General features: G+C 50.9%; 22 protein-coding genes. 12 read left to right on the forward strand and 10 right to left on the reverse strand.

The window, feature by feature from the left end; all coding sequences use genetic code 11:
* Positions 1-7: 7 nt before the first annotated feature.
* Entirely contained in the window at positions 8-1,636 is a 1,629-nt protein-coding gene (locus OGY18_RS20865) for an ABC transporter substrate-binding protein (protein WP_286554236.1), read from the reverse strand.
* 270 nt (positions 1,637-1,906) lie between these two features.
* Between OGY18_RS20865 and yccA the strand changes: the two genes are divergently transcribed.
* Positions 1,907-2,566: an FtsH protease modulator YccA gene (yccA, locus tag OGY18_RS20870; RefSeq protein WP_008784297.1), complete on the forward strand. Its 660-nt coding sequence runs from the start codon at positions 1,907-1,909 to the stop codon at positions 2,564-2,566.
* Between the two features lie 88 nt (positions 2,567-2,654).
* Entirely contained in the window at positions 2,655-2,984 is a 330-nt protein-coding gene (gene tusE, locus OGY18_RS20875) for a sulfurtransferase TusE (protein ID WP_008784296.1), read from the forward strand.
* Here the strand turns inward: tusE and yccX are convergent.
* Positions 2,981-3,262 (reverse strand): acylphosphatase, encoded by a 282-nt coding sequence (gene yccX, locus OGY18_RS20880; RefSeq protein ID WP_003832008.1) that lies wholly within the window; start codon positions 3,260-3,262, stop codon positions 2,981-2,983. The two genes, tusE and yccX, sit on opposite strands and share 4 nt — an antisense overlap.
* Positions 3,263-3,356: 94 nt before the next feature.
* Here yccX and rlmI point away from each other — a divergent pair, with 94 nt between their 5' ends.
* Positions 3,357-4,547: a 23S rRNA (cytosine(1962)-C(5))-methyltransferase RlmI gene (rlmI, locus tag OGY18_RS20885; RefSeq protein WP_008784294.1), complete on the forward strand. Its 1,191-nt coding sequence runs from the start codon at positions 3,357-3,359 to the stop codon at positions 4,545-4,547.
* Between the two features lie 57 nt (positions 4,548-4,604).
* Positions 4,605-4,922: a heat shock protein HspQ gene (hspQ, locus tag OGY18_RS20890; protein WP_003035905.1), complete on the forward strand. Its 318-nt coding sequence runs from the start codon at positions 4,605-4,607 to the stop codon at positions 4,920-4,922.
* Between the two features lie 67 nt (positions 4,923-4,989).
* Here hspQ and OGY18_RS20895 read toward each other — a convergent pair whose 3' ends face one another.
* Entirely contained in the window at positions 4,990-5,403 is a 414-nt protein-coding gene (locus OGY18_RS20895) for a CoA-binding protein (RefSeq protein WP_032942909.1), read from the reverse strand.
* 172 nt (positions 5,404-5,575) lie between these two features.
* Here OGY18_RS20895 and csgI point away from each other — a divergent pair, with 172 nt between their 5' ends.
* Together csgI and mgsA are read left to right on the forward strand one after the other, a co-directional pair.
* Positions 5,576-6,238 carry a curli synthesis inhibitor gene (csgI, locus tag OGY18_RS20900; protein WP_008784291.1) on the forward strand — a complete coding sequence of 221 codons (663 nt, stop codon included), beginning with the start codon at positions 5,576-5,578 and terminating at the stop codon, positions 6,236-6,238.
* A gap of 93 nt (positions 6,239-6,331) precedes the next feature.
* Positions 6,332-6,790: a methylglyoxal synthase gene (mgsA, locus tag OGY18_RS20905; RefSeq protein ID WP_003035897.1), complete on the forward strand. Its 459-nt coding sequence runs from the start codon at positions 6,332-6,334 to the stop codon at positions 6,788-6,790.
* Between the two features lie 32 nt (positions 6,791-6,822).
* On the opposite strand, the gene helD is transcribed toward mgsA, so the two are convergent.
* Positions 6,823-8,877 (reverse strand): DNA helicase IV, encoded by a 2,055-nt coding sequence (gene helD, locus OGY18_RS20910; RefSeq protein ID WP_149281423.1) that lies wholly within the window; start codon positions 8,875-8,877, stop codon positions 6,823-6,825.
* A gap of 125 nt (positions 8,878-9,002) precedes the next feature.
* On the opposite strand from helD, the gene OGY18_RS20915 reads away from it, so the two are divergent.
* Both OGY18_RS20915 and yccS read left to right on the forward strand, forming a co-directional pair.
* Complete coding sequence (locus tag OGY18_RS20915) at positions 9,003-9,449, forward strand: YccF domain-containing protein (RefSeq protein WP_240389120.1); 447 nt, start codon at positions 9,003-9,005, stop codon at positions 9,447-9,449.
* Positions 9,450-9,467: 18 nt separating this feature from the next.
* Entirely contained in the window at positions 9,468-11,621 is a 2,154-nt protein-coding gene (gene yccS / locus OGY18_RS20920) for a YccS family putative transporter (protein WP_003831997.1), read from the forward strand.
* Here yccS and OGY18_RS20925 read toward each other — a convergent pair.
* Complete coding sequence (locus OGY18_RS20925) at positions 11,599-12,213, reverse strand: TfoX/Sxy family DNA transformation protein (protein WP_003831996.1); 615 nt, start codon at positions 12,211-12,213, stop codon at positions 11,599-11,601. The genes yccS and OGY18_RS20925 overlap by 23 nt on opposite strands.
* Positions 12,214-12,430: 217 nt before the next feature.
* Here OGY18_RS20925 and sulA point away from each other — a divergent pair, with 217 nt between their 5' ends.
* Complete coding sequence (gene sulA / locus OGY18_RS20930) at positions 12,431-12,940, forward strand: SOS-induced cell division inhibitor SulA (RefSeq protein WP_008784287.1); 510 nt, start codon at positions 12,431-12,433, stop codon at positions 12,938-12,940.
* A gap of 357 nt (positions 12,941-13,297) precedes the next feature.
* Entirely contained in the window at positions 13,298-14,326 is a 1,029-nt protein-coding gene (gene ompA, locus OGY18_RS20935; protein ID WP_286554241.1) for a porin OmpA, read from the forward strand.
* 88 nt (positions 14,327-14,414) lie between these two features.
* On the opposite strand, the gene matP is transcribed toward ompA, so the two are convergent.
* Positions 14,415-14,867: a macrodomain Ter protein MatP gene (matP, locus tag OGY18_RS20940; protein WP_003831992.1), complete on the reverse strand. Its 453-nt coding sequence runs from the start codon at positions 14,865-14,867 to the stop codon at positions 14,415-14,417.
* A 185-nt stretch (positions 14,868-15,052) separates the two neighbouring features.
* Here matP and OGY18_RS20945 point away from each other — a divergent pair, with 185 nt between their 5' ends.
* On the forward strand, positions 15,053-16,813 hold the full coding sequence (locus tag OGY18_RS20945) for an AAA family ATPase (protein ID WP_286554243.1): 1,761 nt from the start codon (positions 15,053-15,055) through the stop codon (positions 16,811-16,813).
* 68 nt (positions 16,814-16,881) lie between these two features.
* Positions 16,882-17,400 carry a bifunctional 3-hydroxydecanoyl-ACP dehydratase/trans-2-decenoyl-ACP isomerase gene (gene fabA, locus OGY18_RS20950; RefSeq protein ID WP_003035875.1) on the forward strand — a complete coding sequence of 173 codons (519 nt, stop codon included), beginning with the start codon at positions 16,882-16,884 and terminating at the stop codon, positions 17,398-17,400.
* A 107-nt stretch (positions 17,401-17,507) separates the two neighbouring features.
* Here the strand turns inward: fabA and rmf are convergent, their stop codons facing one another.
* The 4 genes from rmf to pqiA form a co-directional block, all read right to left on the reverse strand.
* Positions 17,508-17,675 (reverse strand): ribosome modulation factor, encoded by a 168-nt coding sequence (gene rmf, locus OGY18_RS20955; RefSeq protein WP_003035871.1) that lies wholly within the window; start codon positions 17,673-17,675, stop codon positions 17,508-17,510.
* A gap of 256 nt (positions 17,676-17,931) precedes the next feature.
* Positions 17,932-18,495: a membrane integrity-associated transporter subunit PqiC gene (pqiC, locus tag OGY18_RS20960; RefSeq protein ID WP_003831985.1), complete on the reverse strand. Its 564-nt coding sequence runs from the start codon at positions 18,493-18,495 to the stop codon at positions 17,932-17,934.
* Positions 18,492-20,132, reverse strand: coding sequence for an intermembrane transport protein PqiB (gene pqiB, locus OGY18_RS20965; RefSeq protein ID WP_149281421.1), 1,641 nt, complete (start codon positions 20,130-20,132; stop codon positions 18,492-18,494). Before pqiB ends, pqiC begins: the two co-directional genes overlap by 4 nt.
* A gap of 4 nt (positions 20,133-20,136) precedes the next feature.
* Positions 20,137-21,390, reverse strand: coding sequence for a membrane integrity-associated transporter subunit PqiA (gene pqiA / locus OGY18_RS20970; protein WP_003831981.1), 1,254 nt, complete (start codon positions 21,388-21,390; stop codon positions 20,137-20,139).
* Between the last annotated feature and the right edge of the window lie 11 nt (positions 21,391-21,401).

The following is a 21,401-nucleotide window of genomic DNA, read 5'->3' on the forward strand; positions in this document are numbered from 1 at the left end:
ATAGTGCTTAATGTTTTTTGATGTACATATCTTTGGTGTAGTAATTTCCCCGGTTATCCGGCGCAAATCCCCCCACCCATGGCTTCACGAGATGCGTGCGGACATAGTGGTAAACCGGAATCGCGGGCACATCCTCACCTAAAAGGTCTTCAGCCTGCTGATAGTATTTGCCGCGTTCTTCCAGTGAACTTGCTTTCGCCGCATTACGCATCGCTTCATCAAAGGCGGGGTTACTGTACTTGGTGGTATTCTCGCTATCACCGGTCCGGAAGATATTGAGGAAACTTGAGGCATCATCATAATCGGCTATCCACGCATAACGCACGACGTCAAAATTACCGGTGTGCATAGTGTCCAGCATGGTTTTCCATTCCTGGTTTTGCAGCTTCGCCTCGACGCCAAGGTTTTTCTTCCACATCGACGATGCGGCAATTGCAATACGCTGGTGCGTTTCGAAGGTGTTGTAGAGCAGATTCAAGCTAAGCGGATGCTCAGGGCCAAAACCGGCTTCAGCCAGCAGTTTTTTGGCTTCAGCAATACGCTTTTCGAGCGGCCATGACGCATACTCCGGCGCATGCAGTTTCACCCCACCTATTTCCGGCTGGCTGATAACCCACGCTGCTCGCTGCCCCTGTCCCATCACCTTTTGCGCAATGATGTCTTTATCCAACGCCATATTCAGCGCCCGCCGCACGCGCGGATCATTAAACGGTGCGCGGGTTGTATTGAACTGATAGTAATACGTTGAAAGCTGGGGCGAGACATGCAGTTCATCCCCCATCGTTTTTTTCAGTTGCGCGAACTGATTGACCGGTACGCTATACACAATGTCGATTTCACCGGCCTTATAGCGATTTACGTCAGCCGACTCTGAGCTGATAGGCAAATAAGTAACTTTATTAATAACCGTATGCCGATCGTCCCAGTAATGTGGATTACGCTCGGCAACGATGCGCTCATTGACCACCCATTGCGATAGTTTGTACGCCCCGCTGCTGACAAAATGCTCTGGCCGGGTCCACTTATCGCCAAAACGACCTATCAACACTTTATCCAGCGGGACCAGAGATGGATGCGCCAGCATCGCCAGAAACGCCGCCGTCGGTTGCGTCAGGGTAATTTCCAGCGTGGTATCATCCAGGGCTTTGACCCCTAGTGTAGTGGGATCTTTATTCCCTTGGGCAATATCAACCGCGTTCGCAACGTGCATGTTGCCCAGATACGAAGCATAAGGTGAAGCCGTTTGCGGCGAAACCAGACGCTGCCAGCTCCAGACGACATCCTGTGCGGTAATAGCAGATCCATCTGACCAGGTTATGCCCGAGCGTAAATGGAAGGTCCAGACAGTGTTGCCTTTATTCTCCCAGGATGCGGCTAGACGGGGTTCGATAGACCCATCCTGCTTAACAGCCACCAGACCGTCGAACATATCGCTGATTAAATTAAACTCAACGTTGCTTTCGACTTTATGCGGATCCAGCGATGCCGGCTCACTACCGTTGTTTCTGACCAGTTCCTGCTTTTCTGCAAGTAATGTTCCTGCTGGAACATTTGCCGCCCTCACCGCGCCGTTTATAGACATCAAACAGACAGCCAACAGCGTAAACGTCAATATCTTCGATTTATGTTGAATCATTCCCTTTACCTTATTGCTCTGTTTTATGTAGACACCGCTGTCACTGTCAGAGAGATTCAGGAATAACGCAATATTTTTCAGTTACCTGGTAGATAGTGATCTGACATTTTTGCACATACAGTGCTAACATCTAATTCGGGAACTTTTGTTGAAATAATATGCTTAAGTCTGGCGGGTTAAAATGCGTAAAGATGGGTAAAACCGCTGTGTCATTCCCCTTGATTTCATTATCCTCCATCATTAATTACATCTGTCATAAGAGAGTGACTCATGGATCGTATTATTAGTTCTTCGCGCGAGCGTACATCGCTACTCAGCACGCATAAGGTGCTGCGCAATACCTATTTCCTGCTCAGCCTGACGCTGGCGTTTTCAGCGATCACTGCGACCGCCAGTACCGTACTGATGTTACCTTCTCCGGGACTTATCCTGACGCTGGTGGGTATGTATGGTCTGATGTTCCTGACCTACAAAACGGCAGATAAGCCGGTTGGTATTTTGTCAGCGTTCGCTTTCACTGGCTTCCTGGGCTACATCCTGGGACCAATGCTGAATACATACCTGTCTGCAGGCATGGGTGATGTTATCGCCATGGCGCTGGGCGGTACGGCGCTGGTCTTCTTCAGCTGCTCGGCCTATGTGCTGACCACGCGTAAAGATATGTCCTTCCTCGGCGGTATGCTGATGGCGGGTGTGGTCGTGGTGTTGATTGGTATGGTTGCAAATATCTTCCTGCAACTGCCAGCATTACATCTGGCAATCAGCGCGGTGTTCATTCTGATTTCTTCAGGCGCAATCCTGTTTGAAACCAGCAATATCATCCGCGGCGGTGAAACCAACTATATTCGTGCCACCGTTAGCCTGTATGTTTCGCTGTACAACATCTTCGTCAGCCTGCTGAGTATTCTGGGCTTCGCCAGCCGCGATTAAGATGTCCACACGCATTATCCAGCCCCGCTTATGCGGGGCTTTCTTTTTTGGTAAACTGCCGCCAGTTTGACTAACGAAGTGACGAATTATGTTGATCTTTGAAGGTAAAGAAATCAGTACCGATAGCGAAGGCTATCTGAAAGATACCACGCTGTGGAGCGAGGCGCTGGCGGAGAGAATCGCCGAAAACGAAGGCATTACGCTCTCCGCGGAACACTGGGAAGTGGTGCGTTTCGTACGCGAGTTTTATCTCGAGTTTAATACCTCCCCCGCTATCCGCATGCTGGTAAAAGCGATGGCCAACAAGTTTGGCGAAGAGAAAGGCAACAGCCGTTATCTCTACCGCCTGTTCCCGAAAGGTCCGGCCAAGCAGGCGACTAAAATTGCCGGCCTGCCGAAACCGGTGAAATGTATTTAATAGCGGATACTAAATCCTTTTAGCTCGTCGCCAGGACGATGTGGTTCACTGAGAACCCGATCAACCCTGGCGCTGCTCGGCCCCCCGGCTTTCAACCACTTCATCAGTTGTTCTACCCGGTTGCTTTCACCGCAGGCGACAACCTCTACGCTGCCGTCATCCATATTCTTCGCGTAGCCGGTCAACCCCAGTCGTTGTGCTTCATGCTGGGTGGTATAGCGAAATCCTACCCCCTGAACCCGGCCATAGACCCAGGCGATTATGCAGACTTTCGACATTGCGGTTCTCCTTATCATCACAGCGTGCGTTGCAAATATGCGAAAAACTCAGGACAATGGCGCCCATTTCTTTGAATTGACAGAATAGTAAATTATGAGTGTACGTTTAGTGTTAGCCAAAGGGCGCGAAAAATCATTACTTCGCCGCCATCCGTGGGTATTTTCCGGTGCTGTCGCCCGTATGGAAGGTAAAGCCAACCTCGGTGAAACCATCGATATTGTTGACCATCAGGGTAAATGGTTAGCACGCGGCGCGTACTCACCCGCGTCGCAGATCCGTGCACGCGTCTGGACATTCGACAAGTCTGAGTCCATCGATATTGATTTCTTCACCCGTCGTCTGCAGCAGGCGCAGACATGGCGTGACTGGCTGGCGAAAAAAGACGGCCTGGACAGTTACCGTCTGATCGCCGGAGAATCCGATGGCCTGCCGGGCATCACCATTGACCGCTTCGGCAACTTCCTGGTGTTGCAGTTACTCAGTGCGGGGGCTGAATACCAACGCGCCGCGCTGATTAGTGCTCTGCAAATTGTTTTCCCGGACTGCGCCATTTATGACCGTAGCGACGTAGCTGTGCGTAAAAAAGAAGGTATGGAGCTGACTCAAGGGCCAGTAACGGGCGAGCTTCCGCCAGCACTGCTGCCAATTGAAGAGCACGGGATGAAGCTACTGGTTGATATTCAGCATGGTCACAAAACCGGCTACTACCTCGATCAACGCGACAGCCGCCTTGCCACGCGCCGTTATGTGGAAAATCAGCGTGTGCTGAACTGTTTCTCTTATACCGGTGGATTTGCGGTTTCAGCATTAATGGGCGGATGCCGTCAGGTCGTCAGCGTTGACACCTCTCAGGAAGCGCTCGATATTGCCCGCCAGAACGTGGAACTGAACAAGCTGGATCTGAGCAAAGCTGAGTTTGTGCGTGATGATGTGTTCAAACTTCTGCGTGCTTATCGCGATCGTGGTGAGAAATTTGACGTCATCGTGATGGATCCGCCGAAATTCGTCGAAAACAAAAGCCAGTTGATGGGCGCCTGCCGCGGCTATAAGGACATCAATATGCTGGCTATTCAGTTGCTTAATCCGGGCGGCGTATTGCTGACTTTCTCCTGCTCTGGGCTTATGACCACCGATTTATTTCAGAAAATCATCGCTGATGCCGCAATAGATGCTGGTCGTGATGTACAATTTATAGAGCAGTTCCGTCAGGCCGCCGATCACCCGGTGATCGCTACCTACCCGGAAGGGCTGTATCTGAAAGGGTTTGCCTGTCGCATCATGTAACTTGAAAAGTGGAATATTACCCTTACATAGAGGGTATCTATTTCCCGGGAGGTGACTATGATTGCCAGCAAATTCGGTATCGGCCAGCAGGTCCGCCATTCCCTGTTAGGTTACCTCGGAGTGGTCGTGGATATCGACCCGGAATATTCGCTTGATCAACCGTCAGCCGATGAGTTGGCGGTTAACGACGAACTTCGCGCCGCTCCCTGGTATCACGTGGTGATGGAAGACGATAATGGTCTGCCAGTGCATACATATCTGGCCGAAGCACAACTGAGTAGTGAGCTACAGGAAGAACATCCGGAGCAACCGTCGATGGATGAACTGGCGCGAACAATTCGAAAACAGCTCCAGGCCCCGCGCCTGCGCAATTGATGCTAAAACAGACCCGATGGCGATTCGCTAATCGGGCCTGTGCGTTTTGTTCGGCTACAGATCAGTCTTACTTCGCCAGTCCCAACCGCGGGATCTCAATCGCCGGGCAGCGATCCATCACCACCGTCATCCCTGCATCGCGAGCCAGCACGGCTGCCTGCTCGTTAATCACGCCGAGCTGCATCCATAGGGTCTTCGCGCCGATGGCAATTGCCTCCTGAGCAACACCCCACGCCGCTTCAGAATTACGGAAGACATCTACCATATCCACTTTCTCTGGTACATCTGCCAGCGTCGCATAGCCCTGCTGCCCCAGCAGCGTTTTTCCAGCAACCTTCGGTGAAACAGGAATAACGTGATAGCCCTGATCGAGTAAATATTTCATCACCCGATAGCTTGGACGATCGGGTTTATCGCTTGCCCCCACCAGTGCAATCGTGCGGGTTGTTGTCAAAATGCCAGCAATATCGGTCTCTTTCATCGTTTTCCTCCAGGCTGTTTAGCAAAGTGTACGACAAACCTGACTTTGCAACCATTCATCCCATACTGGCGCATGAGAGCTAAACTCAAAAATATGTCTATATGTTAGTAAACATGATTATCGAAAAATTTAGATACATCTTATACAGATATTTTCTGGACAGGAGAAACCTATGAAAGCCGGCATTGTGACAGCCTTGATTGCCCTATGTTTGCCGGCAACCGTTTTTGCTACCTCTTTACGTCTGTCCAATGATATTGACCTTCTGGTACTGGACGGAAAAAAAGTCTCCAGCTCATTACTGCGTGGTGCCGACAGTATTGAGCTGGAAAATGGTCGGCACCAGCTCGTGTTTCGCGTAGAAAAAACCATTCGCCTGTCCAGCCACGAAGAACGTCTGTATATTTCGCCTCCGTTGGTCATCAGCTTTGATACCCAACTCGTCAGTCAGGTTAATTTCCACCTCCCACGTCTGAGCAACGAGCGGGATGCAACGCATTTTGATGATGCCCCGCGCGTAGAACTGCTGGATGGGGATTCCATGCCTATACCGGTTAAGCTGGATATTCTGTCAATCACGTCCACCGCAAAAATCGTAGATTATGAAATGGAAACAGAGCGCTATAACAAAGCGGCTAAGCATGCATCTTTACCGCAATTTGCCACAATGATGGCCGATGACAGTTCGCTGCTTTCCGGGGTGTCTGAACTGGATCGCGTGCCGCCTCAGTCGCAAACACTGACCGAGCAGCGCTTAAAATATTGGTTTCAACAGGCTGACGCGCAAACGCGAAGTAACTTCTTACAATGGGCGGAGAAACAACCCCCATCGTGACATTTATGTTCGTATACGCATTTTTTTTGTCTTTCTCTTGCAGCGTCAAGTGCTTCCAGTACTCTGTAACAAGGTTAACTTGGGAGCTGTACTATGGAATTAACGACTCGCACATTGCCAGCGCAGAAACATATTGCGTTGGTCGCACACGATCACTGCAAAAAGATGTTGATGAGCTGGGTTGAACGCCACCAGCCATTACTGGAAAAACACGTTCTGTATGCTACAGGAACAACAGGAAACTTAATTCAACGCGCGACAGGAATGGACGTCAACGCCATGCTGAGCGGCCCAATGGGGGGTGACCAGCAGGTAGGTGCGCTGATTTCAGAAGGGAAAATTGATGTGCTGATTTTCTTCTGGGATCCGCTCAACGCCGTTCCCCACGATCCTGATGTCAAAGCCCTGCTACGCCTGGCCACGGTCTGGAACATTCCAGTCGCCACTAACGTGTCAACCGCTGATTTTATTATCCAGTCGCCAAACTTCAACGACGCAACGGATATCTTGATCCCGGATTACGCCCGTTATCTGGCAGAACGTCTCAAATAAGCGCTAAGCAGGCGGTAATTACCGCCTGCTTTTCAGGGTTTCCGGGTCACCGGAACGTCTAATTGCTTAAGCTCATCAACAAAGCATGATGGCGCGTCTTTGCTAAACAGTAGCCATACCCGATGCCGCGCACGCGTTAGCGCCACATACAGCAACCGTCTCTCTTCTGCATCAGGAAAATCTTCAACAGCCGGGAGTAACGCCTCTTCCATAATCGACTCACGAGCCGGAGCCGGGAAACCGTCATTCCCTTCATGAAGCCCCATAACAATGACGTAATCCGCCTGCTGCCCTTTGCTGGCATGAATAGTCATAAAATCCAGCTGCAGCTTGGGCCAGCGGGTGGCCGCTTTGTCCAGGCTGGCAGGTTTGAGATGATGGTATCGCGCCAGCACCAGAATTCTCTCTTCGGCTTTCACAAAACCCGACAGCTTATCCAGCAACAGATCTAACTGGCTTTCGTCGAGCAACGTGACGGCTTTTTTATCACCGGTCGCCAGACTGTTCAGCGGTTTTTTGAGCTGGTGTGGGTTTTGCTGGATAAACTGGTTTGCGACTTCGCCAATACGGCTATTAAAACGGTAAGTCGTATCCAGATTACAGCTATCGCCCTCACCAAAATTTTGCTGAAATGCGGTTGTCAGAGAAAGCTGTGCTCCGCTGAACCGGTAAATGGCCTGCCAGTCATCTCCCACGGCAAACAGCGTAGTCTGCGAGTTTTGCTTACGCAAGGCGGCTAACAGGGCGGCGCGCTGAGGGGAAATATCCTGAAATTCATCGACCAGAATATGTTTCCACGGACTGATAAACCGCCCCTTCTCCAGAATGACAATAGCCTGATGGATCAACCCGGAGAAATCGACGGCATTCTCATCCTTCAGGGCACTCTTCCAGGCCTTGAGCAGCGGCGCCATTAGCTTTATGCGTTTACTGAACAGATCACGGATCTCCTCCGGAGCATTAGCAATCATCTCCGCCTGTGCTCCGCCATGCATACGCATCAAACTAACCCAGCGATCCAACCGCGAGGCCAGACGGCGCTGTAATTTTTCGTCATCCCAGAAGTTACCCTCGGGTACAGACCACTGCATTTCTTCTTCTAACCATTGTCGCCAGCCTTTAGCCTGAGCCTTTTTCTCACTGCACTGCTGACGCCAGGTTGTTATAAAGAGTTTGTTGCGCGCGATAGCATCATTTTCCAGTCTGCTCACCGTTGGAACTTTTTTGCTACCTTGCGAAATAATGTGCAACGCCAGTGCATGGAACGTCCGCGCGGTGACCTCATCCGTATGCAGACGCTCACGAATGCGGTCATCCATCTCCTGGGCTGCTTTGCGTCCAAACGCCAGCAACAGGATCTGTTCTGGTGCGGCTTCTCCTCGTGCAAGCAACCAACCCGCCCGGGCAACCAACACAGATGTTTTACCGCTTCCAGCACCTGCAAGTACCAACAATGATTGCTCACCGTTCACCACCGCGCGCGCCTGAGCAGGGTTCAACGGCGAAGATTCAACATGCTGGAAAAACTCGTCATACTCTTCCAGCATTGCATCGGTGTACGCCTGATTGTGCTGTAAGCGGCAGGCTTCAATGTCTTTCAGCCATGCCTGGCATTGACGTAACGCCTCCCGGCAATTTTCAAATTCCTCCAGCCGATTAACCGGGAGCGGTAACGCGGCAAAGGCACGGCGAATCTGCTGCTGCAGCCCTGATGTTTGTTCGCGCGTCAGCCACTTACTTTCACTAGTACGCGCCGCTATCGCATCCAACTGCTGCTGTAAAACCCCCGCAGCAACGTCACTCATTTCCTGGCTCCACTGTTGCCAGAGCGCATTCAAATGATGATGGAAGCGCTGGGTTTCCGCCCACTCTGTACCGTGAAGACGAACCACCTTCTCATCCGGGAGTACAAACTCCAGCTCGCCCCATACCAGGCCGCGTTTGCAATGAATAGCCAGTAACTGATTGAAGGGAATAAGATACTCGTGACGATCGCCGGAAACTTTAATCCCGGCATTGAGAATAACGGCCCGATCGTAAGGGTGTTGTGCCAGACGTTTTCCAAGAGAAGTTGCTTTCAGTTCCATAAGACTCAAGCGGATCCACACGAAGAGGTTTGCTTATCAGTGTAACCGCCAGAGAAAACGTGCTCCAGCCCAAAAAAACGTTACAATTGCCGAATTCACAGAAAACCAGAGTTAACCGAGGGTTTATGCGTACTGTTCTGAATATTTTAAATTTTGTGCTTGGGGGGGTCGCCACCACCCTTGCCTGGTTACTGGCAACGCTGGTCAGTGTCGTGCTTATTTTTACTTTACCCTTGACCCGTTCATGCTGGGAGATAACCCGACTTTCGCTGTTTCCCTATGGTAACGAAGCGATTCATGTCGATGAACTGAATCCGGCAGGTAAAAGCGTCCTGTTAAATACCGGCGGCACCGTGCTCAATATTTTCTGGCTGATTTTCTTCGGCTGGTGGTTGTGCCTGATGCACATTATCTCTGGTATTGCCCAGTGCATAACGATTATTGGTATTCCGGTTGGCATTGCAAACTTTAAAATCGCTGCCATTGCGCTCTGGCCGGTGGGTCGCCGGGTGGTTTCAGTAGAAGTTGCCCGTGCAGCGCGTGAAGCCAATGCGCGTCGTCGTTTTGAATAATCAGGACCGATGGCCTTTATGTTAAGTCCTCTGCTCAAACGCTATACCTGGAACAGCACATGGCTGTACTACGTGCGGATTTTTATCGCGCTATGCGGCACAACAGCGCTGCCCTGGTGGCTGGGTGACGTCAAGCTGACCATCCCGCTCACGCTGGGCATGGTCGCTGCCGCACTTACCGATCTGGACGATCGTCTCGCAGGCCGACTGCGCAATTTAATCATCACACTGGTGTGCTTTTTTATTGCCTCAGCCTCCGTTGAACTGCTCTTCCCATGGCCATGGCTGTTTGCTATTGGGTTAACGCTTTCCACCAGCGGCTTTATTCTGCTGGGGGGATTAGGCCAGCGCTATGCAACTATTGCTTTTGGTGCATTGCTGATCGCCATTTACACGATGCTGGGCACCTCGCTTTACGATCAGTGGTATCAACAACCAATCCTGCTGCTCGCTGGTGCTATCTGGTATAACCTGCTGACGCTCACCGGACATCTTCTGTTCCCCATCCGCCCCTTACAGGACAATCTGGCACGCAGCTACGAACAGTTAGCGCACTACCTGGAACTGAAATCGCGTCTTTTTGACCCCGACATAGAAGATGAAAGCCAGGCACCGTTGTATGATTTAGCTCTCGCGAATGGCCAACTGATGGCAACGCTGAATCAGACTAAAGTGTCGCTGCTGACCCGCCTGCGCGGTGACCGTGGACAACGGGGAACACGTCGCACGCTACATTACTATTTTGTGGCGCAGGATATTCATGAACGCGCAAGCTCCTCACATATTCAGTATCAAACGCTACGCGATCATTTCCGTCACAGCGATGTGATGTTCCGTTTCCAGCGGTTGATGTCGATGCAAGGGCAAGCCTGTTCACAATTATCTCGCTGTATTTTATTGCGCACGCCTTACCAGCACGATCCGCACTTTGAGCGAGCCTTCACCCATATAGATGCTGCACTTGAGCGCATGCGCGCCAGTGGTGAACCTGCCGACCTGCTCAATACGCTGGGTTTTTTACTGTCAAACCTACGGGCAATCGACGCGCAGCTTGCTACCATCGAATCCGAACAGGCTCAGGTACTCTCGCGCAATGAGTCTGAAAATCAGCTTGCCGATGACAGTCCCCATGGATTCAGTGATATCTGGTTACGTCTGAGCCGTAATTTCACCCCTGAGTCTGCTCTGTTTCGCCATGCCGTTCGCATGTCGTTAGTACTCTGTGTTGGTTATGCCATTATCCAGATAACCGGCATGAATCACGGATACTGGATCTTGCTGACCAGCCTGTTTGTCTGTCAGCCAAACTACAACGCCACCCGACATCGCCTGGCGCTCAGGATTATCGGCACGTTGGTTGGGATTGCCATTGGTTTACCGATCCTGTGGTTTGTGCCCTCTCTCGAGGGGCAACTGATACTCCTGGTGATCACTGGCGTACTGTTTTTTGCCTTTCGCAACGTCCAGTATGCGCATGCCACCATGTTTATCACGCTGCTGGTGTTACTGTGCTTTAACCTGCTCGGCGAAGGTTTTGAGGTTGCGCTGCCGCGTGTCATCGATACGCTAATTGGCTGTGCTATCGCCTGGGCTGCTGTCAGTTTCATCTGGCCAGACTGGCGTTTTCGTAACCTACCACGGGTAATTGAACGGGCGACTGACGCTAACTGCCGCTACCTTGATGCAATTCTCGAACAATATCATCAGGGTCGTGATAATCGTCTGGCCTACCGTATCGCTCGCCGTGATGCGCATAATCGTGATGCTGAACTCGCCTCCGTGGTATCAAACATGTCGAGCGAGCCGGATGTCACGGCCCAAACCCGCGAAACGGCGTTCCGTTTACTGTGTCTCAACCATACGTTTACCAGCTATATTTCTGCGCTAGGCGCACATCGCGAACAGTTGACCAATCCAGACGTTTTGGCATTGCTGGATGACGCTGTTTGCTATGTTGATGATGCCCTTCACCATCAACCCGCTGACGAGCAGCGTGTATACCAGGCGTTAGAAGGGCTGAAGCAGCGAATTCAGCACCTGGAACCCCGCCCGGACAGCAAAGAGCCGCTGGTCGTTCAGCAAGTTGGGCTATTGATCGCTCTGCTCCCGGAGATCCGGCGATTACAGCAGCAAATTGACGTGCTGCCGTCTAATACCCCGGTTCCGGCGTAAGAGAACTTACCCACTCAACCAGCTCCTGGCGACGCGTCGCCGGGAGCGCGGCTTCATGTATCCCCCCTACCGCGCCTTCAAGGGCATAGAGTACTTTTACCGTCAGAGCCGGGTTATTTTGCCGAAGTTTCAGCCAGCACATTTGTGCTCCCAACGATCGCATGGTCCCCTCATCTTTAATTCCAGCTTCATTCAGCAGAGTCTCCAGATGAAACGTCATATTCGGCAATTCCCGCAGACGATGCTGGGCAAAGCGACTTTGTTTCTCCTTAACCGCAGCATCCAACGAATATCGCGATAACGACACCAGCTGCTGCTGGTTTTGCCACAGGGCATCGTTCACCTGGTAATAATTAAGTACAAGAGGACGTCCGCGCTTAATAAATGTCAGCCAGACAGGAGAATTTTGTACACAATACTGGGCGCTCTGCTCACAGGCGCGAAGATACAGCTCACCATTAGCGACCATGGCAAAGACCGTATCGCCAACCGTCAGACTGTAGCCACCAAACAGTGAGCGATAGTGAATTGTCCCCAGAGAAGCCAGATATTCCTGCGATTTATAGATCCTTGCATAAGAAAGCTCTTTCATAAAAATCCTTTTTAAATCATAACGTAAGCAAATGATTTTCAGTAGCGGATCCGTTAATGACGAAAATAGGCAACTTATGCGTATGGGGCAAGATGAATTTTATTTTTCCCGTGACGACGACTAAAAATTGCGAACCTGTTTCCGAAAATAAGGTTGATCTTTGTTGATGGCAGGGTTACTGTATATCCATACAGTAACTCACAGGGCTGGATTGATTATGTACACTTCAGGCTATGCAAATCGTTCATCGTCGTTCTCTTCCACATCAAGCAACATTGCGCGCGTTTCATCAGAGAACGCAACCGCTGGGCTTATCAGTGAAGTTGTCTATCGCGAGGACCAGCCCATGATGACACAACTGCTGCTGCTTCCCCTGCTGCAACAGTTAGGGCAACAATCACGCTGGCAGCTGTGGCTGACGCCTCAGCAAAAATTAAGTCGGGAGTGGGTGCAGTCAGCTGGACTTCCATTGACGAAAGTCATGCAAATTAGTCAGCTCTCCCCCTGCAATACGCTGGAATCAATGATTCGTGCGCTACGCACGGGTAATTACAGTGTTGTCATTGGCTGGCTGGCGGAAGAATTAACGGAAGATGAACATGCCGAACTGGTCAAAGCGGCTGATGAAGGTAATGCGATGGGTTTTATCATGCGTCCGGTTCGCGCCCAGACACTTGCGGGGAGACAGCATTCCGGGCTAAAAATTCACTCGAATTTGTATCATTGAGTAAAATTAGGATTTATCCTGGAATTTTTTTTCATCTCTCAATTTGTCTTTGAGCTGTAATGTGTTTTTCGTCTGAACGCTTGTCAGAAGCGGTTTTCAGGATATCCTCAGTACATTTATTCAGCTATAAATGTTAAATATTGTGTATACAAGCCTTTTTTTTTCATATGCCTGACGGACTTCACACTTGTAAGTTTTCAACTACGTTGTAGACTTTACATCGCCAGGGGTGCTCGGCGTAAGCCGCAGATATCGGTAGAGTAACTATTGAACTGGTCCCCGGGTGAAGGATTTAACCGTGTTATCTCTCTTCGGAGATATTCATGGCGAATTTTGGATGATAACGAGGCGCAAAAAATGAAAAAGACAGCTATCGCAATTGCAGTGGCACTGGCTGGTTTCGCTACCGTGGCGCAGGCCGCTCCGAAAGATAACACCTGGTATACTGGTGCTAAACTGGGCTGGTCTCAGTTCCATGATATTGGCAACAACCGGACCCACGAAAGCCAACTGGGTGCCGGTGCGTTCGGTGGTTACCAGGTTAACCCGTACGTTGGTTTTGAAATGGGTTACGACTGGTTAGGCCGTATGCCATACAAAGGCAGCGAGCAGAATGGCGCTTTCAAAGCTCAGGGCGTTCAGCTGACCGCTAAACTGGGTTACCCAATCACTGACGATCTGGACGTTTATACCCGTCTGGGTGGTATGGTTTGGCGTGCAGACGCTAAAAACAACACTGGCTTCAAAGACCACGACACTGGTGTATCCCCAGTATTCGCTGGTGGCGTAGAGTATGCAATTACTCCTGAAATCGCTACCCGTCTGGAATACCAGTGGACCAACAACATCGGTGACGCGAACACCGTTGGCGGTCGTCCAGATAACGGTCTGTTGAGCGTTGGTGTTTCTTACCGTTTCGGCCAGCAGGAAGAAGCAGCTCCAGTAGTTGTTGCTCCGGCTCCGGCTCCAGAAGTACAGACCAAGCACTTCACTCTGAAGTCTGACGTTCTGTTCAACTTCAACAAAGCAACTCTGAAACCAGAAGGCCAGCAGGCTCTGGACCAGATGTACAGCCAGCTGAGCAACCTGGATCCGAAAGACGGTTCCGTAGTGGTTCTGGGCTTCACTGACCGCATCGGTTCTGACGCTTACAACCAGGCGCTGTCCGAGAAACGTGCTCAGTCCGTTGTTGATTACCTGATCTCTAAAGGTATTCCTTCTGACAAAATCTCTGCACGTGGCATGGGTGAATCCAACCCAGTTACTGGCAACACCTGTGACAACGTGAAAGCTCGCGCTGCACTGATCGACTGCCTGGCTCCGGATCGTCGTGTTGAGATCGAAGTTAAAGGCATCAAAGACGTTGTAACTCAGCCTCAGGCTTAAGTTATCGTCTTATAAAAAACCCCGCCATGCGGGGTTTTTTTTCATCTTTTTTCATCCAAAGTAAGCCACGTGTTAAACCAGCCGACCGCTACTCTTTTCCCAGCAACGCCTGTAAATCCTGTTTCAATGTCGACATTTTGTTCGCGTACTTCTCTTTATGCTCTGCGTCTTCAATTAGCTGCACAATAGTTTCAGAAAGCGTTTTTCCGCGCCGCTGCGCAAGACCAGCCAGACGCTGCCAGACCATGAACTCCAGATCGATGGATTTCTTCCGGGTATGCTGATGCTCAGCATTAAAGTGCCGCTTGCGCCTCGCACGTATGGTTTGTTTCATACGATTAAGCAGCGCAGAATTCATGTGTTCTTCAATCCAGGCATTAACCCGAACCGGTTCATTCTCGAGGGTTAGCAATAAATCAACGGCTTCTTTGGCAGCGCTGGCCTCGACGTAACGGGTGATTAATTCCCCCTCACGATGCTTCTTCACCAGATACTTCCATTTCCAGCCGCTTTCAAGGTTTTCAAGTTGTTGATATTTCATTGCGATCTCAATGTTACCGTGTAACTCTTATCAGAATATCAGCTTTTTCGGCATCTGAAGAAAAGAATATCCAGCCTGTGAACTGCCGCGCGTCATCACAACCGTTTCGCGGCGCTTTCCAGGTGTTTAGTGGTGAGGGTTACGGTATAATCTCGTTTTTTACAACAGACTAAAAAACATCAACTTTGACCATTACGAAACTTGCATGGCGTGATCTGGTTCCTGATACCGACAGTTATCAGGAAGTATTTGCACAGCCGCACGTCACTGACGACGCCGACACCTTACTTAGTGATACTCAGCCACGTTTACAATTCGCGCTAGAGCAGCTTCTTCAGCACTGGACAACATCCTCGTTCATGTTGGTGAAAGCACCGGAAGAGCTTGAGTATCTCAACCTTATTGCAAAGGCTGCACGTCCCTTGCACACGGATGCAGGAAGCCTGACTGGCGGTCATTACGACATCTCCGGTCACAATATTCGTTATCGTACAGCTGAGAAAGCGGAAGACAATTTTGCGACGTTGACGCAGGTGGTCAGCGCTGACTGGGCCGAAGCCGAACAACTGTTTGGCTGCCTGCGTCAGTTCAATGGCGAAATTACGCTGCAGCCAGGTCTGGTACATCAGGCCAATGGAGGTGTGCTGGTTATCTCATTGCGCACGCTGTTGGCCCAACCTCTGTTGTGGATGCGCCTGAAAGCCATTGTCAGCCACGAACGTTTTGATTGGGTAGCTTTTGATGAGTCTCGCCCGCTGCCTGTCTCCGTTCCCCCTATGCCGCTTAAACTGAAAGTTATTTTGGTGGGTGAGCGTGAATCGCTGGCGGATTTCCAGGACATGGAACCAGAGCTGGCTGAGCAGGCCATTTACAGCGAGTTTGAAGATAATCTGCAGATAGTGGATGCCGAAACCATGACGCAATGGTGTCAGTGGGTCACGCATACCGCCATACGCAATAATTTGCCCTACCCCGCTCCTGATGCCTGGCAGGTTCTGATCCGTGAAGCCGTTCGCTATACCGGTGAACAGGATACATTGCCGCTTAACCCGCTGTGGATCACCCGACAGTTCAAAGAGGTGGCTCCGTTATGCGAGGGCGAAACCTGCAACGCTGAGCAGTTCAGCCTGATGCTGGCTCAGCGCGAATGGCGTGAGGGATTCCTGGCTGAACGCATGCAGGATGAAATTCTGCAAGAGCAGATCCTTATCGAGACAGAAGGCGAGCGTATTGGCCAGATCAACGCCTTGTCGGTAATTGAGTTTCCAGGCCACCCACGCGCATTTGGCGAGCCTTCTCGTATCAGTTGCGTCGTGCATATTGGCGACGGCGAGTTTACGGATATTGAGCGCAAAGCCGAGCTCGGCGGAAATATTCATGCCAAGGGTATGATGATTATGCAGGCGTTCCTGATGTCGGAACTCCAGCTTGAGCAACAAATCCCCTTCTCTGCCTCACTGACCTTTGAGCAATCTTACAGCGAAGTGGACGGTGACAGCGCGTCTATGGCAGAACTGTGCGCATTGATTAGCGCCCTCGCCGACGTTCCTGTTAATCAAAGTATCGCCATTACAGGTTCTGTCGATCAGTTTGGTCGGGCACAACCTGTCGGTGGTCTGAATGAGAAAATTGAAGGTTTCTTCGCCATCTGCCAGCAGCGCGAACTGACAGGCACACAGGGCGTTATCATTCCTTCGGCTAACGTCAGACACCTCAGCCTGCAGCCTGCGCTGCTACAGGCCATAGAAGAAGAAAAATTCACTATCTGGGCGGTGGACGACGTGACTGATGCGCTGCCACTGTTGTTAAATCTGGTGTGGGATGGCGAAGGCCAGACAACGCTGATGCAAACCATTCAGGAGCGTATTGCCACGGCAACGCAACAGGAAGGTCGTCACCGTTTCCCATGGCCGCTACGTTGGCTGAACTGGATTATTCCGAACTGATCGGACTTGTTCAGCGTACACGTGTTAGCTATCCTGCGTGCTTCAATAAAATAAGGCTTACAGAGAACATGGTAGATAAACGCGAATCCTATACGAAAGAAGACCTTCTTGCCTCTGGTCGCGGTGAGCTGTTTGGCGCTAAAGGGCCACAACTGCCAGCACCAAGCATGCTGATGATGGACCGTGTCATCAAGATGACCGAAACCGGTGGCAACTTTGACAAAGGTTATGTTGAAGCTGAACTGGATATCAACCCGGACCTGTGGTTCTTCGGTTGTCACTTTATCGGCGATCCGGTGATGCCGGGCTGTCTGGGTCTCGACGCCATGTGGCAACTGGTTGGATTCTATCTCGGCTGGCTGGGCGGCGAAGGTAAAGGCCGTGCGCTGGGCGTAGGCGAAGTTAAATTCACCGGCCAGGTTCTGCCGACCGCGAAGAAAGTCACTTACCGCATTCACTTCAAACGCATCGTTAACCGTCGCCTGATCATGGGCCTGGCAGATGGTGAAGTGCTGGTTGATGGTCGTCTGATCTATACCGCAAACGATCTGAAAGTGGGTCTGTTCCAGGACACTTCCGCGTTCTAATCCAGAACTGCGAAGCAGCCAGACATTAACGTTTCCCCGTTTTTTCAGGTGTGCAAAAAGGCGAAACCTCCGCTCTGCGGAGGTTTCTTTTATCTAAAGAGACAGAATCAGGCCATTAAAACCCTATCCCCCATGGCTTCTCGCCAGCCTCCCAGCCAGTATGACCTCTGATTCAGCGTCTGATAGGGACACATTTCTTTTGAGCGTCCGGCAATGCCGGCCTGATATCCACGTTGATGTGCCCGTTCCAGGCGATCTCGTTTTTGTCTCTTCATGCCTCGTTTCCCTCATTTTTGGGTCTGGTGGAAAAGAAAACAGTGATTACTAAGTGTGCAATCACACTAAACGAATACCCCTAAACATCAGGCTCGTCAATGCGCAAAATTCACGCCAGTGTCATATTTGTGAGCTACTCGCTAAATCATTTGTACAAAAATAGTCAGTCAGAACAGCTATCTCCACGGCTAAAAAAATAAAAAAAACCGCCCCGGGCAATGAACCAGGGGCGGTATAATTTACAATTATTTAAGCTTAAGGGATGCGTTTCAGCTCTTGAGCAATGGCCATTGCTTCCTGACTCCAGGCATTGGCAAGAACCTTCACCATCTCATCGTAGCCGTCTTTAGTCTGTACAGCTTCGATGTGGAATGGACGTTTGATCAGTTGTCCCTGATGATTCAGCAACCATTCACCGCTCACGATAACCTTACCATCGTACCGACCGTGGAAGCCGGTTACGGTAACGTTCAGCGTGTCCTGAGTGCTTCCCAGCGGCTGTGAAGCGACAACCCAGCCAGGCAACTGCATACTGAGGTTCGCAACCAGCGTATTGCGCAATTGCTGATCTAATGGGCTGGCCCAGAGATTATTATTGGCTATCACATATTGCACATCGCTGGTCTGGTAAACCACCCCATTACCGGCCAGATAATCAGGTACCGCAATCTGTTCAACCCACAGCAGACGGTTTCCCTGATTGGCAGAGCTCTGCACACCGCCTTGTGCGATAGGGAGCTGGTAATAGCTTTTATTTTCTCCGCTGGAGCTGCATGACGTCAGCCAGACCGCCATCATCACCACTAGCCACTTTTTCATTGTTTCGCCCTCTTCGGCTCTGGATCTTTTTTGTCCTTCGCTTCAAATACCAGCGCATTACTCTTATCGTTCAGCGTTTTCAGTACCGGTTGCAGTTCACGCAGTACCTGATCAAGACGCTGCATATCCGCCACCATCTTGTTGTAGGCCGCGGAACCAGGCTGGAAGCCCTGCATACTACGATTTAGTTCACGCAGCGTGTTCTGCATATCCGCCGGCAGATCCTGCATCGACTGACTGGACGTGATCTTGTTCATGTTATCCAGCGTGGTTTGCAGATGTTTCATTGTGCGCTGGCTTTCCGACAGCGTATTAGTTGCCTGCTCAATCATCGGGTTCAGCGGCAGATTGTTAATCTTATCCAACGCTTCCATCAGACGCTGTTGGATCTGCGCCAGACCACCGCTCACGGTCGGAATAATTTGATAACCATTAAATTCGCGCACACCAGTAATCGGCGGCTCTTTCGGGTAGAAGTCGAGATCGACATACAGCGCGCCGGTTACCAGGTTCCCGGTTTTGAGCGATCCTCGTAATCCGCGTTTAAGCAGTTGCTCCAAATGAGCGCCAACATCGGTATCCTCTCCCAGTTGCGCCTTCAGACGTTCTGGTTCAATACGTACCAGCACCGGAATGCGGTAATCATTGTTAAATACCTGACGCATATTCGGTGAGAAGAAAGGTACTTTACTCACCGTACCCAAGCGGATGCCACGGAATTCCAGCGGCGCACCAGGCTGCAGGCCACGAATCGAATCTTTAAAGAACATCAGGTAATCAATATGATCGGTATACAGTGAATCCTGAATACTTTTTTGATCGTCATAGAGATTAAACGCTGATTGTTGTGCGACCGGCTCGCCCTGCTCTAAACCTTCTGGCACATCAAAACTTACGCCTCCGCCAAACAGCGTGGAGAGCGATCCCATTTCCACGCGCATACCTGCCGAGGTAAGATCAACGGCGATCCCGCTGTCTTTCCAGAAACGCACATTACTGGTCACCAGACGATCGTTAGGCGCATTGATGAAAAGCTGATAGCTGATGGTACGCTTTTGGGCATCAAATGTGCTGGTTTCAACCGAACCTACACGATAGCCGCGGAAAAGTACCGGATCGCCTGGACTCAACTGACCGGCTTTTTTGCTGTCCAGAATCACACGGATCCCTTTTGCATCTGGCGGGGCCAGCGGCGGTGAATCCAGCAGTTGGTAATTTTCCAGCCTACTGCCTTTATTGCCAGGCTGCAGTTCAATATAAGCCCCGGACAATAGCGTGCCGAGTCCACTGATACCTTCACGTCCAACCTGCGGCTTCACCACCCAAAAGACAGAATCTTTATGCAGCAGCTTTTCCATTCCGGAGTTAAGACGCGCTTTAATCTCCACATGGGTCAAATCATCAGTCAGGGTTGCGCTCTCGACGATACCGACATCCACGCTGCGGCTTTTAATCGTCGTTTTGCCCCCTTCAATACCTTCGGCATTGGTGGTAATAAGCGTGACCTGTGGCCCCTGATGACTGTAGTGATAAAACAGTACCCACGCGCCAATGAGTGCAGTGACGATAGGGAATATCCATACGGGCGACCAGTTTTTTACCTTTTGCACTTTGGCTTCCCCACTTTTAGATTCCATGCTGTCAGGACTCCTCATGGCCTGGTTCTGGTTCACGGTCCCACGACAGACGCGGATCAAATGTCATCGCAGAAAACATTGTCATAATGACGACTAAAGCAAACATCAAAGCACCCATTGCAGGATAAATGTTCATTAACCCTCCCATGCGCACCAGCGCAGAGAGTACCGCAATCACAAAGACGTCGATCATTGACCAGCGACCGACAAATTCCACAACTTCATAAATCAGGTGCATACGTTCGCTGTCGCGTTTGCCATGCCCTTTGGCATCCCAGCATAGCCAGGCAATGGCGATCATTTTCAACGTCGGCACCATAATACTGGCGATAAAAATAACCGCAGCCACCGGATAAGAGCCTTCGCTCCAGATTAAAACCACCCCCTCAAGTATCGTTGATGGCAGCTTTGACCCGAGCAGATCGGTAATCATAATCGGCAAAATATTGGCAGGAAGATAAAGCATGATTGACGTAAACAGTAATGCCAACGTCCATTGCAGACTGTTTTTACGCCGCACATAGCCTTTCGTCTGGCAGCGCGGGCACACCCGTTCATTAGCGGGAAGTATCGCAGTGCAGCAAGAGCAGGAACGCAGTCCCTGTCGAATGCCGGGCACACCAGGTTTTAACTCCTGCTTAATCACTGGCATTGGCGCAATATCATCCCACAGCCAGCGACGGTCAACGCACTGGAATGCGCGCAGTTGCAAAACGCAAAAGAAGCACCACGGAATAAAGCTGCTGCCCACGCCGATATCGCCGTAAGCCATGAGCTTAACGAAGCTGACCAGCACGCCGGCGAGGAAGATTTCCGCCATCCCCCAGCTTTTTAACTGGAACAGGACGCGTGCAAGACCCGCCTTAAGTCTTGCGGGCATCTGCACCCGATTCACCAGCAGCAGGATAGTCAGCAGGCAAAACGCGGGGACCAACTGCACGAATAATAAAAAGAAGGTGCCGAGACTGGCGTAGTCTTCAGAAAAGAGAACGCTGGGGATCTCCAGCAACGTGACTTCGCTGCTCACCCCTGCAACGTTCATATTCACAAAGGGGAAGAGGTTTGACAGAAGCAGCATGAATAATGCTGCTAAAACATAGGCGGTAGGACGCTGCCGCGGCGCGTCCCACTCCACCGTTAACGTAGTGCCACATCGTGGACATGCCGCTTTCTGACCATGCTCAAGGCGAGGTAACGCCACCAGCATGTCACACTGCGAGCACAAAATATGCTTCGCGGCATGGTGATGTTCGCACATATGTGCTCCTT

The sequence above is a fragment of the Citrobacter sp. Cpo142 genome (genome assembly GCF_030332425.1).
Taxonomy (GTDB): domain Bacteria; phylum Pseudomonadota; class Gammaproteobacteria; order Enterobacterales; family Enterobacteriaceae; genus Citrobacter; species Citrobacter portucalensis.

Bases quoted from the DNA above. Each gene is read 5' to 3' on its own strand.
- hspQ (WP_003035905.1), top strand. From the start codon at position 4,605: ATGATTGCCAGCAAATTCGGTATCGGCCAGCAGGTCCGCCATTCCCTG.
- tusE (WP_008784296.1), top strand. From the start codon at position 2,655: ATGTTGATCTTTGAAGGTAAAGAAATCAGTACCGATAGCGAAGGCTAT.
- sulA (WP_008784287.1), top strand. From the start codon at position 12,431: ATGTACACTTCAGGCTATGCAAATCGTTCATCGTCGTTCTCTTCCACA.
- yccS (WP_003831997.1), top strand. From the start codon at position 9,468: ATGTTAAGTCCTCTGCTCAAACGCTATACCTGGAACAGCACATGGCTG.
- yccA (WP_008784297.1), top strand. From the start codon at position 1,907: ATGGATCGTATTATTAGTTCTTCGCGCGAGCGTACATCGCTACTCAGC.
- fabA (WP_003035875.1), top strand. From the start codon at position 16,882: ATGGTAGATAAACGCGAATCCTATACGAAAGAAGACCTTCTTGCCTCT.
- OGY18_RS20895 (WP_032942909.1), bottom strand. From the start codon at position 5,403: ATGAAAGAGACCGATATTGCTGGCATTTTGACAACAACCCGCACGATT.
- pqiB (WP_149281421.1), bottom strand. From the start codon at position 20,132: ATGGAATCTAAAAGTGGGGAAGCCAAAGTGCAAAAGGTAAAAAACTGG.
- pqiC (WP_003831985.1), bottom strand. From the start codon at position 18,495: ATGAAAAAGTGGCTAGTGGTGATGATGGCGGTCTGGCTGACGTCATGC.
- mgsA (WP_003035897.1), top strand. From the start codon at position 6,332: ATGGAATTAACGACTCGCACATTGCCAGCGCAGAAACATATTGCGTTG.
- matP (WP_003831992.1), bottom strand. From the start codon at position 14,867: ATGAAATATCAACAACTTGAAAACCTTGAAAGCGGCTGGAAATGGAAG.
- rlmI (WP_008784294.1), top strand. From the start codon at position 3,357: ATGAGTGTACGTTTAGTGTTAGCCAAAGGGCGCGAAAAATCATTACTT.
- OGY18_RS20925 (WP_003831996.1), bottom strand. From the start codon at position 12,213: ATGAAAGAGCTTTCTTATGCAAGGATCTATAAATCGCAGGAATATCTG.
- OGY18_RS20915 (WP_240389120.1), top strand. From the start codon at position 9,003: ATGCGTACTGTTCTGAATATTTTAAATTTTGTGCTTGGGGGGGTCGCC.
- csgI (WP_008784291.1), top strand. From the start codon at position 5,576: ATGAAAGCCGGCATTGTGACAGCCTTGATTGCCCTATGTTTGCCGGCA.
- ompA (WP_286554241.1), top strand. From the start codon at position 13,298: ATGAAAAAGACAGCTATCGCAATTGCAGTGGCACTGGCTGGTTTCGCT.
- yccX (WP_003832008.1), bottom strand. From the start codon at position 3,262: ATGTCGAAAGTCTGCATAATCGCCTGGGTCTATGGCCGGGTTCAGGGG.
- rmf (WP_003035871.1), bottom strand. From the start codon at position 17,675: ATGAAGAGACAAAAACGAGATCGCCTGGAACGGGCACATCAACGTGGA.
- OGY18_RS20865 (WP_286554236.1), bottom strand. From the start codon at position 1,636: ATGATTCAACATAAATCGAAGATATTGACGTTTACGCTGTTGGCTGTC.
- pqiA (WP_003831981.1), bottom strand. From the start codon at position 21,390: ATGTGCGAACATCACCATGCCGCGAAGCATATTTTGTGCTCGCAGTGT.
- helD (WP_149281423.1), bottom strand. From the start codon at position 8,877: ATGGAACTGAAAGCAACTTCTCTTGGAAAACGTCTGGCACAACACCCT.